Source organism: Sulfurospirillum oryzae (assembly GCF_025770725.1).
Taxonomy (GTDB): Bacteria; Campylobacterota; Campylobacteria; order Campylobacterales; family Sulfurospirillaceae; genus Sulfurospirillum; species Sulfurospirillum oryzae.
Genome location: NZ_JANZKZ010000002.1, coordinates 317,302 through 334,751 on the forward strand (window position 1 = coordinate 317,302; position 17,450 = coordinate 334,751).

At 36.5% G+C, this 17,450-nt stretch carries 16 protein-coding genes; 11 read left to right on the forward strand and 5 right to left on the reverse strand.

From position 1 onward, the window contains the following. A complete protein-coding gene (gene cysS / locus N0B29_RS06110) occupies positions 1–1,398 on the reverse strand; it encodes a cysteine--tRNA ligase (protein WP_263832818.1) in 1,398 nt (465 codons plus the stop codon). Beyond that, positions 1,385–2,794, reverse strand: coding sequence for a murein biosynthesis integral membrane protein MurJ (gene murJ / locus N0B29_RS06115; protein WP_263832819.1), 1,410 nt, complete (start codon positions 2,792–2,794; stop codon positions 1,385–1,387). Before murJ ends, cysS begins: the two co-directional genes overlap by 14 nt. A 132-nt stretch (positions 2,795–2,926) precedes the next feature. Here murJ and N0B29_RS06120 point away from each other — a divergent pair, with 132 nt between their 5' ends. The 9 genes from N0B29_RS06120 to N0B29_RS06160 all read left to right on the forward strand — a co-directional run bounded on the left by N0B29_RS06120 (position 2,927) and on the right by N0B29_RS06160 (position 12,587). Next, entirely contained in the window at positions 2,927–4,858 is a 1,932-nt protein-coding gene (locus N0B29_RS06120) for a flagellar assembly protein A (protein ID WP_263832820.1), read from the forward strand. Then, a complete protein-coding gene (gene ruvA, locus N0B29_RS06125) occupies positions 4,855–5,412 on the forward strand; it encodes a Holliday junction branch migration protein RuvA (RefSeq protein WP_263832821.1) in 558 nt (185 codons plus the stop codon). Before N0B29_RS06120 ends, ruvA begins: the two co-directional genes overlap by 4 nt. A gap of 50 nt (positions 5,413–5,462) precedes the next feature. After that, complete coding sequence (locus tag N0B29_RS06130; RefSeq protein ID WP_263832822.1) at positions 5,463–6,497, forward strand: D-alanine--D-alanine ligase; 1,035 nt, start codon at positions 5,463–5,465, stop codon at positions 6,495–6,497. Positions 6,498–6,551: 54 nt separating this feature from the next. Continuing rightward, on the forward strand, positions 6,552–6,776 hold the full coding sequence (locus N0B29_RS06135; RefSeq protein ID WP_263832823.1) for a type II toxin-antitoxin system Phd/YefM family antitoxin: 225 nt from the start codon (positions 6,552–6,554) through the stop codon (positions 6,774–6,776). Then, positions 6,769–7,488, forward strand: coding sequence for an EstV family lipase (estV, locus tag N0B29_RS06140; RefSeq protein ID WP_263832824.1), 720 nt, complete (start codon positions 6,769–6,771; stop codon positions 7,486–7,488). Before N0B29_RS06135 ends, estV begins: the two co-directional genes overlap by 8 nt. After that, the gene (locus N0B29_RS06145; protein WP_263832825.1) at positions 7,485–7,754 is read left to right on the forward strand and encodes an acylphosphatase; all 270 of its coding nucleotides are present in this window, start codon (positions 7,485–7,487) and stop codon (positions 7,752–7,754) included. Before estV ends, N0B29_RS06145 begins: the two co-directional genes overlap by 4 nt. Positions 7,755–7,760: 6 nt before the next feature. After that, a complete protein-coding gene (locus N0B29_RS06150) occupies positions 7,761–9,197 on the forward strand; it encodes a Mur ligase family protein (RefSeq protein WP_263832826.1) in 1,437 nt (478 codons plus the stop codon). A gap of 70 nt (positions 9,198–9,267) precedes the next feature. Beyond that, the gene (gene pta, locus N0B29_RS06155; RefSeq protein ID WP_263832827.1) at positions 9,268–11,376 is read left to right on the forward strand and encodes a phosphate acetyltransferase; all 2,109 of its coding nucleotides are present in this window, start codon (positions 9,268–9,270) and stop codon (positions 11,374–11,376) included. Next, positions 11,373–12,587: an acetate/propionate family kinase gene (locus tag N0B29_RS06160; RefSeq protein WP_263832828.1), complete on the forward strand. Its 1,215-nt coding sequence runs from the start codon at positions 11,373–11,375 to the stop codon at positions 12,585–12,587. The genes pta and N0B29_RS06160 overlap by 4 nt, the downstream gene beginning before the upstream one ends. 45 nt (positions 12,588–12,632) lie before the next feature. On the opposite strand, the gene N0B29_RS06165 is transcribed toward N0B29_RS06160, so the two are convergent. After that, entirely contained in the window at positions 12,633–13,079 is a 447-nt protein-coding gene (locus N0B29_RS06165; RefSeq protein ID WP_263832829.1) for a GatB/YqeY domain-containing protein, read from the reverse strand. An 84-nt stretch (positions 13,080–13,163) separates the two neighbouring features. On the opposite strand from N0B29_RS06165, the gene flgH reads away from it, so the two are divergent. Together flgH and N0B29_RS06175 are read left to right on the forward strand one after the other, a co-directional pair. Next, a complete protein-coding gene (gene flgH, locus N0B29_RS06170) occupies positions 13,164–13,877 on the forward strand; it encodes a flagellar basal body L-ring protein FlgH (RefSeq protein WP_263832830.1) in 714 nt (237 codons plus the stop codon). A 30-nt stretch (positions 13,878–13,907) separates the two neighbouring features. Beyond that, positions 13,908–14,351 (forward strand): hypothetical protein, encoded by a 444-nt coding sequence (locus N0B29_RS06175; protein WP_263832831.1) that lies wholly within the window; start codon positions 13,908–13,910, stop codon positions 14,349–14,351. A gap of 49 nt (positions 14,352–14,400) precedes the next feature. On the opposite strand, the gene N0B29_RS06180 is transcribed toward N0B29_RS06175, so the two are convergent. Both N0B29_RS06180 and N0B29_RS06185 read right to left on the reverse strand, forming a co-directional pair. Further along, positions 14,401–15,642: a type II secretion system F family protein gene (locus N0B29_RS06180; protein ID WP_263832832.1), complete on the reverse strand. Its 1,242-nt coding sequence runs from the start codon at positions 15,640–15,642 to the stop codon at positions 14,401–14,403. Beyond that, entirely contained in the window at positions 15,639–17,390 is a 1,752-nt protein-coding gene (locus tag N0B29_RS06185) for a GspE/PulE family protein (protein ID WP_263832833.1), read from the reverse strand. The genes N0B29_RS06180 and N0B29_RS06185 overlap by 4 nt, the downstream gene beginning before the upstream one ends. Positions 17,391–17,450 lie beyond the last annotated feature (60 nt).

Here is a 17,450-nt window from a genome sequence, read left to right on the forward strand (position 1 = left end):
TTAATTCACCTTTTCCCATTGCGTACCTGTTGCTGTATCCATTAGCTGTATCTGTTTGCTTTCAAGAAGGGAACGAATTTCATCTGCTTTAGCGAAATCTTTCGCTTTTTTAGCCTCGGTTCGCTCTTGTATTAGTGCTTCAATCTCTGCTTTTTCAGCCTCGCTAACACCCATTTGAAAATAGACGTAAGGATTGTAGAGACCGATACCAAGTAACGATTCAATCCAGATCAGATTGGCATGAGTGATGGCTTTAAAAGCTTTATCTTTAGGGTTAGAATCGAGCATTTCATTGGCGTAAGAGATCATTTCATCTAAGCTTGCCAGTGCTTTTGAAATGTTCAAATCATCACTCAGTGCTTCAAGCATGAGTTCTTTAAAGCTTGAAGAAACTTCACTTGGCGTGATTTCAAAAATTCTTTTTTTAAGTCGGTAGAGTTTATCAAGTCGTTTTTTTGTGTTTAAAAGATCCTCTTCCGCAAAGTTAAAGTTAGCCCTATAATGTGTCGCAAGGAGGTAAAATCGAAGCACCTCTCCGCTATAGATAGCAAGAGCATCTTTAAGAAAAAAGCTATTGCCCAATGATTTACTCATTTTTTCACCACTGATCGTGACAAATCCGTTGTGCATCCAGTATTTGGCAAGCTCTTGATCGCTTTTACATCTGGTTTGTGCCGCTTCATTTTCATGGTGAGGAAAGAGAAGGTCAGCACCTCCTGCATGAATATCGATTTGATACGCCCCACTGCTTGCAAGATGTTTTTCTATCATCGCTGAACACTCAATGTGCCACCCTGGACGGCCCACTCCAAAAGGAGCAGGGTAACTTGGTTCATTCGCTTTGGAAAATTTCCAGAGTGCAAAATCTTTTTGATCTTTCTTCTCTTCTTTTTGCTCTACTCTTGCTTGTGTTGCATCTTCTTCAATAGAACGATGACTTAAAGAGAGGTATTTATGATCTTTGGAAGTATCAAAATAGATTCCATCGCTTGTTGCATACGCAACCTTTTTACCGAGCATTGCATCGATAAATGTGATAATCTCCAAAACCGTTTCTGTAGCCTTTGGTTCAATGTCTGCGTCGTTTACATGTAAAGCGTGCATCTCGTTTTTATAGCGTTCGATATAAAAAGAGGTGATCTCTTCAAGTGACTTGCCACTCTCTTTCATTTTGTGAATGATTTTGTCATCAATGTCAGTAAAGTTTTTTACAAAAGTCACGCGATAACCAAGTGCTGTAAAGACACGACGTAAAAGATCAAAAGCGATGGCACTCCTGGCATGTCCTAAGTGTGCATCATCATAGACGGTTGGTCCACAAACATAAATCTTTACTTCGTTTTCCTTAATAGGTACAAACAGTAGTTTTTTCTTCACAACTGAATCATAAATAAACATGAATTATTTCCTTTAACCAACTTAGCACACCCCACTCAAGGAGTAGCACTAAAATCAAAATAAGTAATTTTTTATTATAAAGTATAGCGAAAAATTTTCGAGCACCAAAGGATCGGATCGTAAAAAAGAGTAAAACATAAGCCGCAAGTGAGCCTGCAAGCGCAAGTCCAGCTGCACCCATAGGCTTGATAAGAGCAAATGAAAAGACAAGGTTTGACCCGAGTGAATACATCGCGATAATGGCAGCTTCTCTTTGTCTCATGCCTGCATAAAGCCAAAGTGAGAAGAGTTTTGCAAGTCCAAAAGGAATTAATCCTATCATGTACATGCCCAAAACCCAAGCGGTCGTTAGACTATCTTCGTGTGAAAAAGAGCCGTGTTCAAACAAAAGCTTGACGATCTCGTAACTTAACATGTAACCACCCATCGTAGAGGTTGTCAGTAGAAAAGCCAAGACCCAAAAGCCTTGAGAAAGTAGTTTTGATGCTTCTTCTTCGTTGTTCGCTTTAAGTAATCTCGTGATTTTTGGGAAAATACCCGTGGTGAGGGCAATCGCAAAAAGAGCGAGAGGAAGCTGAAAAATACGGTTTCCATAGTAGAGATAACTGATACTTCCTGTCACTAGAAAACTTGCCAATGTTGTGTCTACAAAAGAGACAATTTGAGGAGTGGAATTACCAATAATTGAGTGCCAAAAGGAGCGATTAAAGCTTTTATTAGCTTCGTTAAGTGCTTCATCTCTTTTATGACGATGTTTAAAAGCAACGACAAAAAGTTTTAAAAAGTTATCTTTTTTTAGGGCAACCACATGGATGGCAACTTGCATTAACCCACCCACTAAAACACCGTAACTTAGAGCATAAACAATGGTTTTACGATCATAATTTTGAAACAGAAGAAGGGCTCCTATCATACCAATATTAAGGAGTGCCGTAGAAAAAGCACTGACGGCAAAATGGTGTTTATACTGTAAGAGTGAGCCAAAAAGCGTGACACAAAAAATGAGGGGAAGATAGTAAAAATTGATTGCAACAAAAGGTGCTGAGAGTGCTACGGTCTCTTCATCAAATCCAAAAGCAATAATTTTTGCAAAAAACTCGCTAAATAGGGTGACGATAAGAGAGAATACGATTAGAAAAAGTAGAAAGCGTACAAAAATAGTATACGTAAAAAGTGATTTACGTGGTGTTTTGATAAAGCTAGGGATGAAGCTCTGTGTAAAAGCACCTTCTGCAAAGATACGGCGGAAAAGATTAGGAAATTTAAACGCCACAAAAAAGATGTCGCTATAGATGTTTGCGCCTAAAATTGAAGCACTCAGCATATCGCGAATAAAGCCAAATATACGAGAGACAAGGGTTCCGATACTGTTTGTAAAAAATGATTTAATAAGCATGGCGTATAGTATCTAAAAATGGTTTAAACAATATTTTTATCTATTTTTTGCTAAGATTTCCTAACATTTTAAGCAACATTGGTCGATATTAACACAGAGTTTAGAACTCAACACAAAAAACAGAGGTGCACATTGGGGCTATTTGATAAGATTAAAGGTAACAATACGGACGGAACAACACAAAGTGATGGTGATACGTCTGAATTTAAATCCATTGTAATAGACACTATCAATGTTATTAAAGAACTTAAAAATGTTGCTGCTGCAAATCACCTCAAACCGACAGAGCTTTCTTTTAAGCTTCTTCGCACCACAACTTATTATAGCGATGAAAAAAGCGAAAATAATGAAATGAATGAAGAAGAGTTAAAGCTTTTACTCGATGATAGCTTTTTGCTCAACCCAAATCTCAAACTTACACAACATTATCGTGTTGAAATTTATAAAATTGCTGATCAAGAAGATGATCACACAATTTTGCCCGATATAACACTCAGTGGCAATAAAAGCCTTACCAAAATCATCGCTATGGTTGCGCAAAGTCATGATGTGAAGTACACTTCAAAACTTGAAGAAAAGATGATTGAAGATATTCAAATCAAAAAGATTAAAGCGGGTATTTTAGTAGGTATTCGCGATCAAAATATGTATAAAGAGGTCAAAAAAATTGTTGCCAATATTAGAGTTAATGGCATCATAGATCAAAACCAAACTTTTGTCGTATGCCAAGGTGTCGATGAAGTGCCTTCCATCAATGATGACCTTATCTATCACTATAAGAAGAAAATCAATGCTAAAAGTTCAGATGGCAAGGTTGATTATTCTAAGAGAGGGTTTGTGCTAGCGGTTGAAAAAGATGAGTGTATTATCGAATACATTAAACCGCAAATGGGCACACCTGGTCGTAATTGCAGGGGCGCTTATATACCTGTAAAAGAGCCTCGTAAAGCTAACGATATTCCTATTGGTATTAGTGCTAATCTGACTAAAAAAGAGAGTGAAACAAGTATCAAATATATTGCCAATCGTGGTGGTTATGTTAATTTCGATAAAGGCAATTATGACATTCAAGACCAGATGGAAATCAACGAAATCAGTTTTAAATCCACAGGTTCAATTGATGCCAATCTTGGCTCAAATATCAAGATCAATATTAAAGAAAGCGATATTCTCAAAGATGCTATAGGTGCAGGTATGAGTGTTGAAACGACCGAAGTGCATGTCCAAGGAAATATCGGTAGTGGCGCAAGAATTAAAGCTAAAATTGCTGAAATTGGCGGACAAACACATCAAACTGCCTATATTGAAGCCGATAAAATCATTATTTCTGTACACCGTGGTGAGGCGAATGGTTCTGATGTCGAAATCGACCGTTTAGAAGGTGGCAAAGTTATCGGTGATACAGTACATGTAAAACAGATGATTGGTGGTGAGATCATCGCTAAGGTTGTTAAAATCGATAATCTTATGTCCAATGCAAAAATCACAGCTTCAGAAATTTTGGAAGTGACGGAGCTTAAAGGAACCAATAATAAATTTATCATTGATCCAAGTGTTACCAAAGAGTTTAATGAACTGATAGAATCTATCAATAAAAAAATTCAAAAACTCGAAGAAGAACTCAAAGCCTTTCCTAGGCAGTTAAGCGCTAAAAAAGAGTTTATTGAAAAAAATAAGCCAATGGCTGAAATGGTAAAAGACAAAATTATGGAGCTCAAACGTACAGGCGTTGAACCTCCTGTAACTCTTTTTGCAAAGATTAAAGATTTTCAAGAAAAAGTGATTGATTACAATACCTTCTTGCAGACATTCAAGGATAAAAAAGAGGAATTGCAAGAATATCGTGATGAGTTAAATAAAGTTCAAAATAAAGTCTTCGCCGCAAAAATTATCAACCATTCGGCATGGAAAGAGTTCAATGAGGTACGCTTCAGACTGATTTCCCCTCCTAAAGATGTGACTTATAACCCTAAAGAGCGTGAAATTGCTCGCGAAATTACCTTGAAAGATATGGGTAATGGAGAGCATAGAATCATTCGCTCAGGTGAGTATAGCAGCAAATGATAGTTGGCATTGAAGGAAAAGTCGTCAAAAAAGAGGTGACGTTTGTTTATATTAAAACGTCCTCTGGGCTTACGTATAAAGTTTTTGTTTCGTTGTCGTGTATTGGAAAAATTAACACAGATGTTATAGCTTTACATGTAACGCAAATTATCAGAGAAGATCAACATAGCTTGTATGGTTTTATAGATGAAAATGAGAAAAAAGTATTTGATACACTCATTAAACTTAATGGCATTGGCCCATCAACAGCCCTTGCCGTTTGCTCAACGCTCAGTCCTGATGATTTTGCACAAGCACTAGTGAGTCAAAATGTTCAAGCTTTTCAAAAAGTTCCTGGCATTGGACCGAAGAGTGCAAAACGCATTTTAGTAGAACTGAGTGATTTTTCATTGCAATTAAGCCTTGATGAGCATAGTTCAGGAAGCATGGTTGAAGCTTCTTTGGCACTTGAAAGTCTTGGATTTAAGAAAGAGATGATCAAAAAAGCACTGAGCAGTTGCCAAGGCTCAGATACCCAAACACTTATCAAAGAAGCTCTTAGAAAATTAAGTTAGGCTCTTTGCAAAAAAGTGTTCTTAAAATTAACGCTAACAAAGGAAAAGAAATGACTGTAGCCGTTTTATTTGGCGCCCAAAGTTTTGAACATGAAATCAGCGTGGTAAGTGCCATTGCTCTAAAAAAAGTACTTAAAAGTGATATCGTTTATATTTTTTGTGATTATCATCGTGATTTTTATTTAATTCCTACGGATAAAATTACCTCAAAACGCTTTAGCAGTGGTGAGTATAAAAAAGACAGATCACTTTATTTAAAGCAAGGTGGTTTTTATGCTAAAAAAATGATTGGTGAAGAAAAAGTTGCTTTTGATGTGATGATCAACCTCGTGCATGGACAAGACGGTGAAGATGGAAAGTTAAGCTCCATGCTTGATTTCTTTGGTGTACCATACATTGGACCTCGAACGGAAGGCAGTTGTATCAGTTACAATAAACTCTTTACTAAGTTGTATGCTAAAGAAGTAGGGGTCAATGTTTTGGATTATCAAGCATTGCGCAAAGGAAGTAATGAGACCATTAGAATTCCTTACCCTTTCATTGTTAAACCTTTGCGACTTGGAAGCTCTATTGGTATTGGTATCGTAAAAGAGGAAAAAGAGCTCTCTTATGCACTTGATGTTGCGTTTGAATTTGACGATACTGTTTTAATTGAGCCCTTTATCAGTGGTGTAAAAGAGTACAATCTTGCAGGATGCAAGACGAATGTATTTCATTTCTCTATTATTGAAGAGCCACAAAAGGAGGAGTTTTTAGACTTTGATAAAAAGTATTTAGACTTTTCGCGTACCAAAAGAGTGAATGAAGCTACACTGGATACTCAAGCAGAAGAGGGCATTCGTGAAGCGTTTGTTAAGCTTTATGATCCACTCTTCTTAGGCGCACTGATTCGTTGTGATTTCTTTGTCATTGATGGTGTCACCTACCTTAATGAAATCAACCCAATCCCTGGTAGTATGGCAAATTACCTCTTTGATGACTTTGATAGTATTATCAACAATCTCTCGAAATGGTTACCAAAAAGTATCTCTATGCCTAAAGAGTACCGCTATATCAACTCTATTCAAGCAGCTAAAGGTAAGTAAAAGTCTTGTTTATGTAGGATATTACATAAAATTTTGCACAAAGGCACTTTCTTGATGACCTATGCTAAGAATGAGATAATGACGGCAACTGACATGGTGCGCAACTTTAGCTCTGTGTTAGGAAGCCTCAGTAAGGGCGAAAACAAGCGTGTTGTTATCGTAAAAAATAACCGTTTTGAGGCGATTATGATTACGGTGGACGAGTATGAAAAAATGAGCGAAGCGGTTAATATTTTGGAGAAAATTTACGCCAGCACAAAAAAGAAGAGTGATGGCTAAGAAAGAGATTGTATTTCAAAATAGTAACTATTCACTCTCTTATGAGATCCTCAACTTTGGGAAACCTCAAACAATCCTCTTTTTGCACGGATGGGGAAGTAACAAAGAGATTATGAAACAAGCGTTCGGGCAGACGTTTTCTTCGTATCAACATCTTTATCTTGACCTTCCTGGTTTTGGGCACTCTTCGATTGAAGCTGTCATCGATACTGGAACTTACTCTGATATTGTTCATGTCTTTTTGAAGGCGTTACATGTAAAACCTTTTATGGTTGTTGGTCACTCCTTTGGAGGCAAAGTTGCGACGCTTTTAAAACCTGAGGTATTGGTTTTACTCTCAAGTGCAGGTATCGTAGCACCAAAGTCATTTAAAGTAAAAGCAAAGATAGCGCTTTTTAAAATGCTCAAACCTTTCTTTCCTAAAAGTTTTTATCGCTTTTTTGCAACGAAAGATGTGGATGGCATGAGTCAGACAATGTATGAAATATTAAAACGTGTTGTTAATGAAGATTTTAGTGAACAATTCCTTACCTGTAAAGCCAAAACATTTATTTTTTGGGGTAAAAATGATGCCGCCACCCCTTTGGCGAGTGGAGAAAAAATGCATACTTTAATAACGGGGAGCCATTTCTTTCCATTAGAAGGAGATCACTTTTTCTTCTTAAAACAGAATAAACAGATTGAAAAAACGCTTTTGGAGATTGGATTTTGAATACGTATAGATTAATGGTTACTGGACGCGTACAGGGTGTTAATTATCGCCGCTTTGTGGTCGATATGGCACATGCTTTGAATTACGTTGGGTATGTTAAAAATAGGAATGATGGAAGCGTTGAAGTGGTTATGAATTGTGAGTATGAGGAAGACTTGGAATTTTTTATAAGTAAGCTCTATGATGGCTCAATGTTTTCAGACGTTCATGATGTTACATGTCAAAAGATTGATTATTTGATCTTTGATGATTTTGAAAAGAGATAAGAAGGCATGGATCAAATTATCACAACGGTGTTTCACCTCTGCTTCATTTTAGGTATGGGGTTTTATTTTATGACGGCGATGCAATGGTACAGTTATAAAGTTGAGCGTATTTTATTTCACTATAATCGCTATGACTGGCATCTCTACTTTTTTGTACTTCCACTTATGGGATACTATTTTCTAGAGGGCATTTTTCTCTACATTTTTGGTGCGCTTTTTCTCGTATTGCTTTTTGTATGGCAGTCAAAGATGGACAAAAAGCTTGTTTGGACAGCGCGAGTTCAACGCTTTTTCCTCTTTTTAGTTTTAGCAACATTGTTTCAAGACCTTCTATGTGGATTTTTTCCATCATGCCTTAAATTGGGTGTGATTATTCCTTTAGCTATAGCACAGCTTGCAAGCATGACTTATGAGAAGATGCTTTTTATGAGCTTTCAAAAAGAAGCGCAAAAGAAACTGATGACAAGCAGTAAACTTAAAGTCGTTGCCATTACGGCAAGTTATGGCAAAACGAGTATCAAAAACTTTTTAGCACAAATTCTCTCATCACACTTTAATGTCTATAAAACACCTCGCAGTGTTAATACCTTAGGCGGAATTATAAAGGACATCAATGAATCTTTGCCTGAAGAATGTGATGTTTATATCGTAGAAGCGGGTGCACGTGCTCGTGGTGATATTGATGAAATCACGCGACTTGTTAATCCCCATATTGCAGTGGTTGGGTGTATTGGTGAACAACATATTGAGTATTTTAAAACATTAGAGAATATTCGCAATACAAAAATGGAGATTATTAACTCTTCGAGGCTTGAGAAAGCTTTTGTGCATGAAAGTGCCAACATTAAAGAGACTGAAACTATTGTCTCTTTTGGTTCAGAACTGAGTGATATTGAAGCAAACTTAAATGGACTTTCTTTTTCTATGATGTTAGATGGTATTAAAGAGCACTTTACATGTAAACTTTTGGGTGATTTTAATGCCATCAATATTGCCGCAGCCATTCATGTGGCTCGCAGCCTTGGTCTTTCTACTGAGCAGATTAAAACAGCAGTATCCAATCTTGTCGGTGTTGAGCATCGTTTACAAAAGATTGAAGCGGGCGGTAAGCTCATTATTGATGATAGCTTTAATGGCAATTTAGAAGGCATGTTAAGTTCTTATGATCTTGTTGCAAAACATGAGGGACGTAAAGTTATCATCACTCCTGGTATTGTCGAGAGTACAGAAGAAGCCAATACGACACTTGCAAAAAAGATTGATGATGTTTTTGATCTTGTGATTATTACAAGTAAAGCTAATGTGAAAATTTTAGATTTACATGTAAAGAAAGCCCAGAAAATTATCCTTTCAGATAAATCCAAACTCCAAGAAACACTTGCGCAGCAGACAAATGTGGGAGATGTGATACTTTTCTCCAACGATGCACCAAGTTTTATCTAAAAAATTTATTTTATTATACGAATGTTATACGATCTAAAGTATTATAAGCGATAAATTTGAAAGGAGTGAGATGAAAACGAAAAGTTTGTATATCTCATCGCTAGCGCCAGCAGCGGGAAGTTTGGTTGTTGCGATGGGTATTATGGAGCTGTTAAAAGGGCGTCTTGGTAAAGTAGCTTTTTTTCGCCCTGTTATTTTAGATGGTAACGAAGTCGATAAAGATATTGATTTTATGTTGGAACATTATGCTTTGGGTATGGATTATAAAGATACCTATGGATATACTGTGCATGAAGTTGAGAGTTTAATTGCCGAAAACAAATACAATCACGTTTTAGAGAATCTCATTGATAAACTCAAAATCCTAGAGAGTCAGTATGATTTTGTTCTCATTGAAGGACTTAATCAGTCTAATTTTTCTCAGACACTTGACTTTGATATTAATCTCTCTATTGCTAAAAATCTTAGCAGTCCTTTTATTAGTGTCCTCAAAGGGAAACACAAAAGTGTTAAAGAAGTATTGGATGAAATTCATATTGAAGCAGAAGCAATCAAAGTTGCTGGATGCCAACACTTTGCAACGTTTGTTAATCGTTTAGGCGAAGCAGAATCTGAAGAGCTTAAAGCGCTTAATAGCGAAAATCCAATTCAAAAATCTCCAGTTTATTTTCTACCTGAAGTCCCAGAACTCGATACGCCAACCGTTGCTGAGATCAAAAAGAAATTAGGCTGTATGCACATATACGGTGAAGAAAAAGACCTTAGACGTGTTGTGAAGCAGAGTAAAATTGCTGCAATGAAGCTCGATAACTTTTTAGAGTACATTGAAGATGGCGACTTGGTTATTACTTCTGGCGATAGATCAGACATTATTGTAGGCTGCCTTAGTACCGTATTTTCCAACAATTATCCAAATATCTCTGGTATTTTACTAACGGCGGGAATGATGCCACATAAGTCTATTAATAAACTCATAGCTGGTTTTAAAGATCTTTCCATTCCTATTTTAAGTGTTGATAATGGTACGTTTGATACAGCGGTCAATGTCGCAAAGGTTCCAGCGACCATTACCCCTCAAAGTGTACGAAAAATAGCCCTTGCCATGGGTATATTTTCATCTAATGTCAATATTGACGAGATAGAAAAATCAATTAATGCTGAACCTTCAACAAGCTCTATTACCCCCATTATGTTTGAGTATGCCTTGTTTGAGCGAGCACGAAGAGATCGTAAAAAAATTGTACTTCCTGAAAGCGATGATGAGCGCATTTTGCGAGCAACCGAGATTTTATTGCGTCGGGATGTTGCTGATATTATTCTTTTAGGTGTTGAGGCAGACGTACGTCGTAAAAGTGCAACACTTGGACTTGATATTAGTAAAGCAACCATTATCGATCCTTTAACATCACCACTGATGGAAGAGTTTGTAAACTCTTTCTATGAAATGCGTAAAGCCAAAGGTTTGGCATTAGATGTTGCACGTGATAGTATGATGCTCAAAAATTACTTTGGAACCATGATGGTCTATCTAGGTTATGCCGATGGAATGGTTTCTGGTGCTATTCACACAACCCAAGAGACGATTCGCCCTGCACTTCAGATTATCAAAACCAAACCTGGTATTTCGATTGTTTCAAGCCTTTTCTTTATGTGTTTAGACACAAGAGTTCTTGTTTATGGTGATTGTGCCGTCAATCAAGACCCGAATGCGGAAGAACTTGCACAAATTGCAATCTCATCAGCCGATACGGCTAAGATGTTTGGAATCGAGCCAAAAATTGCAATGCTTTCTTATTCTACAGGCGATTCAGGTAAAGGTGAAGAGGTTGAAAAAGTACGCTTGGCAACCAAAATTGTCAAAGAGACTCGCCCTGATCTTTTGGTGGAAGGTCCTATTCAATATGACGCCGCTATTGATCCAACCGTTGCTAAAACGAAGCTTCCTAACAGTAAAGTTGCTGGTGAGGCGACTATCTTTATTTTCCCAGATCTTAATACGGGTAATAATACTTATAAAGCCGTTCAAAGAAGTTCAGGTGCTGTGGCAATTGGTCCTGTTTTACAAGGGCTTCGTAAACCTGTAAATGACCTAAGCCGTGGTTGTTTAGTTCCTGATATTGTTAACACCGTAGCCATTACAGCCATTCAAGCACAAACCAACGATGGAGCAAATAAGTGAAAATTCTAGTCTTAAATGCGGGTAGTTCTTCAGTTAAATATCAACTTTTTAATATGACCAATAATGATGTCCTCGCGAGTGGTATCATTGAACAAATTGGCGAAAAAGAGTCGATGGCTAAAATAAAATATAAAGATGCAAGCGGTACTGAGCATAAAAGAGAACAAAAGTGTTCCATCAAAGATCATGATGAGGCTTTACAATGGATGAGTGAAGCTTTGATCCAATCGAATGTGATTAAAGATCTTAACGAACTTGATGGCATTGGGCATCGTGTTGTTCAAGGCGGTGCATCATTTCATGAACCTGCTATGGTCAATGACTACGTTATGTCTGAAATTGAGCGATTGATTCCGCTTGGACCTTTGCACAATCCTGGACATCTTGCTGGTATGAAGGTTTCTGTTCAACAAAGCCCTAATGTGCCGCAAGTTGCTATTTTTGATACAGCTTTTCATGCAACACTACCAAAACATGCTTATATGTACGCTATTCCATATAAGTACTATGAAGATCTACGTATTAGACGTTATGGTTTTCATGGAACATCACATCGCTATATTGTTAAAGAGGCCGCAAAATACCTCAAACAAGATGTAAACACACTTAATGCAATTACACTCCATTTGGGTAACGGTGCGAGTGCAGCGGCGATTGAAAATGGTAAAAGTGTTGATACTTCTATGGGTTTAACGCCACTTGAAGGCTTAGTCATGGGAACCCGCAGTGGTGACATTGATCCTGCGCTTCTTTTCTATCTAGCACGTAAACGTGGGCTTAGTATAGATGATCTTGATAAAATGCTCAACAAAGAGAGTGGATTAAAAGGCATTTGTGGCAATAACGACATGCGTGAGATTACACAAATGGCAGAAGAGGGCGATGAAAGAGCCAAACTTGCATACGATATGTTCAATTATCGTTTGAAAAAGTATATTGGTTCATACAGTGCTGTTCTTGGACGGGTTGATTGTATTGTATTTACCGGTGGCATTGGCGAAAATGCAAGCGGTGTACGTCTTAAATCATGTGAAAACTTAGAAAATTTAGGTATCAAAATTGATCCAGTACTCAATGAAATGCGCTCAAGCGATATTATGCAGATCAGTACACCTGATAGTAAAGTGAAAGTTTTGGTTATTCCAACCAATGAAGAGCTTGAAATTGCAATCGAAACGCTAGAAATGATCGAAGAGCATCATCGTAAATAACAAAAAAATTTACATGTAGAGATTTTCTCTACATGTAAAAACTGTTTAGGCTAAGATCTCTTTTGCAATGGCATTGATTCTTTTTCCATCAGCTACACCTTCACATTCCGCAAGTACACCTGACATGATCTTTCCAATCTCTTTAAGGCTCGTTGCACCAGAGGCTTGAATATGTTTTTGAACAATGATTTTGAGCTCTTCATCGCTTAGTTGCTTTGGCAAATAGCTTTTTAGAATGGTTGCTTCTGCAATTTCTTTATCGTATAAATCAACTCTACCTGCTTCTTTAAACGCCGTTGCTGCATCATCACGTTGCTTGAGTGATTTTTGGATGATTTTAATGATATCTGAATCGCTGAGAACTTTTCGTTCATCCACTTCAATTTGTTTAAGTGCGCTCATCAAAAAGCGGATAGCATCACGTTTAAAATTGTCTTTACTTTTCATCGCCTCTTTAAGATCATCTTGGAGTTTTACTTTGAGTTGTGACATCTTCTTTCCTTGGAACTTAATTTGCTTTAGTAGGAGGGTGTATTTTATAGTATAATAGTAAAAAATAGAATAAAATGGAGTTGTATGAGAGTTATTACATGTAGCTTGGTAACTGCTCTTTTTTTGGCAGGGTGTTCTGTCCACCCCGCTGATCCAAAGATTAGTATGAAAGCACCTGTTTACGTTGACGAGACTCCTTCTCGTGTCAATGAAACGATGCCTGCAAATCCAGGTAGCCTTTTTGGGCAAGGTGACAATCCCTTGTTTTCCGATCTTAAAGCAATGCATGTTAATGATGTTGTCACTGTAACCATTACAGAAAAAACAGCACAAACATCTACAGGCAAAAAAGCTCTTACCAAACAGAGTAGTGATGCTTTGGGTGCGGGAGTCTCTTTATCAACTCCTTTTGGTGGGGATATAGGTGGCGTTGCGAGTAGGGTAATGGACAAAGCGGCTGGAATTGGATTTACAACAAATTCAACAAATTCATTTACGGGTAATGGAAGTAATACTCGAAATGAAAGTTTTGCAACGACTATTTCTGCACGAGTGATTAAAATCTTAAATAATGGTCATTATTTTATTGAAGGTAGTCGAGAGTTGTTAATTAATGGAGAAAAGCAAATTATTCAAGTGAGTGGTGTCATTCGCCCTTATGATATTGATAAAAATAATAATATCGATTCAAAATACATTGCTGATGCTAAAATTCTCTACAAAACAGAAGGCGATATTGATCAAACAACAACGAAGCCATGGGGTAGTAAATTTATGGAAACCATTTGGCCATTTTAGTGCATTATTTATAATTATAAAGGATATTTATTGGAAAGCGCAAACCCACCTAAGTTTATTGAGAGAGACAAGATTTTTAAAGCAAAAGACGTTATTGTAGCGCTTAAATATTTTGGTGCTAGTTTTGATAAACTTAAAACAAATACTCCCAATCGTGCTCGTGCTATTGTTTTAGGTTATAAAGCATGGCGATTAGGGATTAATGAAGAACAGTTACGTTCAGCGATTGGTCGTAAAATTGATGACAAAGAGATTATTGAAGTCTTAGAATATAAAGAGAAAAAAAGTATTCGTAGTTGGAGTATTTTTACAAAAATTAAAGAAGATGACTATAAAATCAAAGTAGAGCGCTTGTGGTGTAAAAAACTAGGTGCTTTGTGTTTGATTGCAAAAATTGGTCAAAAAGAGTTAATTGAACTCTCCCAAGAGAAGTTTAAAGACAGTTTAGATTGTACTATTCCTAAAGAGTTTTAAAAAATAAAGCCTTACCTTTACATGTAAGGCTTTATTCATTCTTCGTGTATTAGGATTTAACGGCCTTTGCCATATCCCACATCGGCATAAAGATTCCAAGTGCCATCAAAAGTACCATAGCTGCGATAAAGCCTAACAAAATAGGTTCAATATAACTTGCAATATTGTCGATAATTTGACTAAAGCGTGATTTGAAATAGAGTGTCACTTTTTCCAGCATTTTATCCAGCGTACCACTTTGCTCGCCTGCTTGAATCATTTGGATAAGCATACCTTCAAAAAGCCCTGTATCTCTGAATGATTCTGTTAGCGAAATACCTCTTTGCACAGAGATTCTAACGGCAGAAAGTCTTTTTTTAAGATGGGTGTTTTCAAGTGTTAATAAAGCAGTATCCAGTGCATCTGCAATGGGTATACCCGCGCGAATAAGCTCTGTAAAAACAAGGCAGAAACGACTGAGAGTAGCATAGAAAATGATATCACCAATAAGATAAACTTTGAGGATATATTGATCAAATGTCTTCTTAAACTCTTCATTATTATTCAATAAATACTTAAATAAAACAATAGTACCAACAATACCTGCGAGGAGATAAAGTCCATAATGATTGATAAGGTTTTCCATAAAAAGAAGAATTTTTGTAGGAAGTGGTAACTCTGCCTTAAGTTGGGCAAAAATTTCTTTAAATTTTGGCACAACGTAAATCATTAAAATAGAAAATGCTATCGCAATCGCTATAACAACAGTAATAGGGTAACGCATTGCTTTTTTAAATTTTTGTCTATTCTCTTCAATTTCTTCAAGAATTTCTGCCAATTTTTCCAAAGACTCTGCCATATTACCAGTACTCTCTCCCAGCTCAACCATTGCTAATGTGACATCTCCAACTTCTTCACGGTATGTCATCAGTGCTTGTGTAAGACTAAGTCCGGAGTTTAGATCATCATTTACGCTGTTAAAAATTTCTTTGAGCGTTTTATCAACAGTAGCATTAGCTACCTCTTTGACGCTATCATGGATTGATATACCAGCATGAGTCATAACACTTAATTGGCTTATTGCTGCAATAAGATTTGGCATTTTAATTTTTTTACGAAAAATAGCTCCAAGGAATTGAGTTTTAAGTTCACTCATTTGATCTTCAAGGGGTGCGGAGGTCTCTTTAACATTTAAAATGACACCAGGTATTTTTACTTTTGCAATAGAAATAGCATCATTTCGATTGGGTGATTTAATAACAGTTTTTTCTTTTTTCCCTTTAGAGAGATAGTTGACCTCAAAATATTTCATACTTTTGCCACCCTTGCAATTTCATCAAGAGAAGTAATACCATTTGCAGCTCTTGTGATGCCATCTTGATACATATCAATAAAACCCTCTTTAATAGCTTGCTCTTTGATATCACTTTTAGAAGCACCTTGTGCAATCATGCTTGAGATTTTTTCACTAACGGGGAGAATCTCAGAGATCATTTCACGTCCCAAATAACCTGTTTGTGAACATTTTTCACAACCATTATTTTTATAAAATTGATAGTTTTCAGGAAGCATTGTATGAATTTCATCATAGGCAGTTTTTGGAAGCGTATACTTCGTTTTACAATAAGGACAAAGCTTGCGCACCAGCCTTTGTGCTTCTATAGCGATCAAGGAGCCGCTAATAAGATAAGGCTCAATTCCCATATCAACAACCCTCGTTACGGCACTAATGGCATCATTGGTGTGGAGTGTTGAAAAAACTAAGTGACCTGTAAGGGCTGCTTGAACTGCAATACGTAATGTTTCAGCATCGCGAACCTCACCAATCATGATAATATCAGGATCTTGTCTTAAAATTGAACGTAAGGCAGTTGCAAACGTAAGATTTGCTTTTTCATTGACTTGTACTTGTTGTGTTAAGTTTAGTTGGTACTCGACAGGATCTTCAACCGTAATAATTTTACTTTGAACACTCTTGATAGCATTTAGAGCAGCATAAAGTGTCGTTGTTTTACCGCTTCCCGTTGGTCCTGTAACAAAAATAATACCATAAGGAGTACGCATAGCTTGTGCAAACTTTGCATACGTTTTAGGTTGCATTCCTAGATCTTCGATTTTAATCATCACTTTGGATTTATCTAAAATACGAATAACAATGGATTCTCCATTAATAGTGGGAAGTGCTGAAATCCTAAAATCGTATTCTCGACCAAGAATTGTTGCTGAGAAACGTCCATCTTGTGGCTTACGCTTTTCAGCAATATCCATATTGGAAAGCAGTTTCATACGTGAAGCAAGTGGTGGATATATGTCTTTATCAAAAATAAATGTTTCAGTGAGCATACCATCAATACGACTACGTACAATACAGTTATTCTCTGTTGGTTCAATATGAATGTCACTTGCTCGTGCCAAAATAGATGTTTTGAGAATAATTTCGATTAGTTTTAAAATACCTGAAGACTCTTGTGGGTTTTCAGCAGCACTTGAAGTAATCTCTTTACGAATTTCTCCAATTAATCCTTTAATGCTCTCACCAAGTTCCATTTTGACAAGATATTTATCAATTTGTGATGGCTCAGAAATAATAATTTTAAGAAGTTTTCTTGGAAAAATCCTCTGAACACCTTCTTGAGCATTGATATCTAAAGGATCTTTGAGTGCCACAAAAATATTAATTTCGTCTTCCTTGATAGGAAGTGCTTTATATTTTTTAAGTTGAGCAAAAGGAAGTTTTGAAGCTAATCGGTAGTCTATATCGATTGAATCAAGATCAAGATACTCATAATTAAGATTTTTTGCTAATGCTTGTAGAAATTTTTCACTATCAATCGCAAAATTTGCATTAACATCTTCTAAGCTTAAATAACCTTTTTTAAAGAATTCAATCACCAAAATAAGCAAATCTTCTTTAGTAAAAAAGTTATTTTCTAAGAGAATTTCTCCTAAAACTTTATGACTATTTTGTTTTGTCTCTTCTTTAATTTTGGCAGCACTATTTTCGTCGATAATACGGTTATGAATAAGATAAGTTAAAAGTGTTGTTGTAATATCGCTCATTTTCTCTACCACTGTGTATAAATTTTTACTATTGTACCATTTCTCAAACGAAGAAACCAA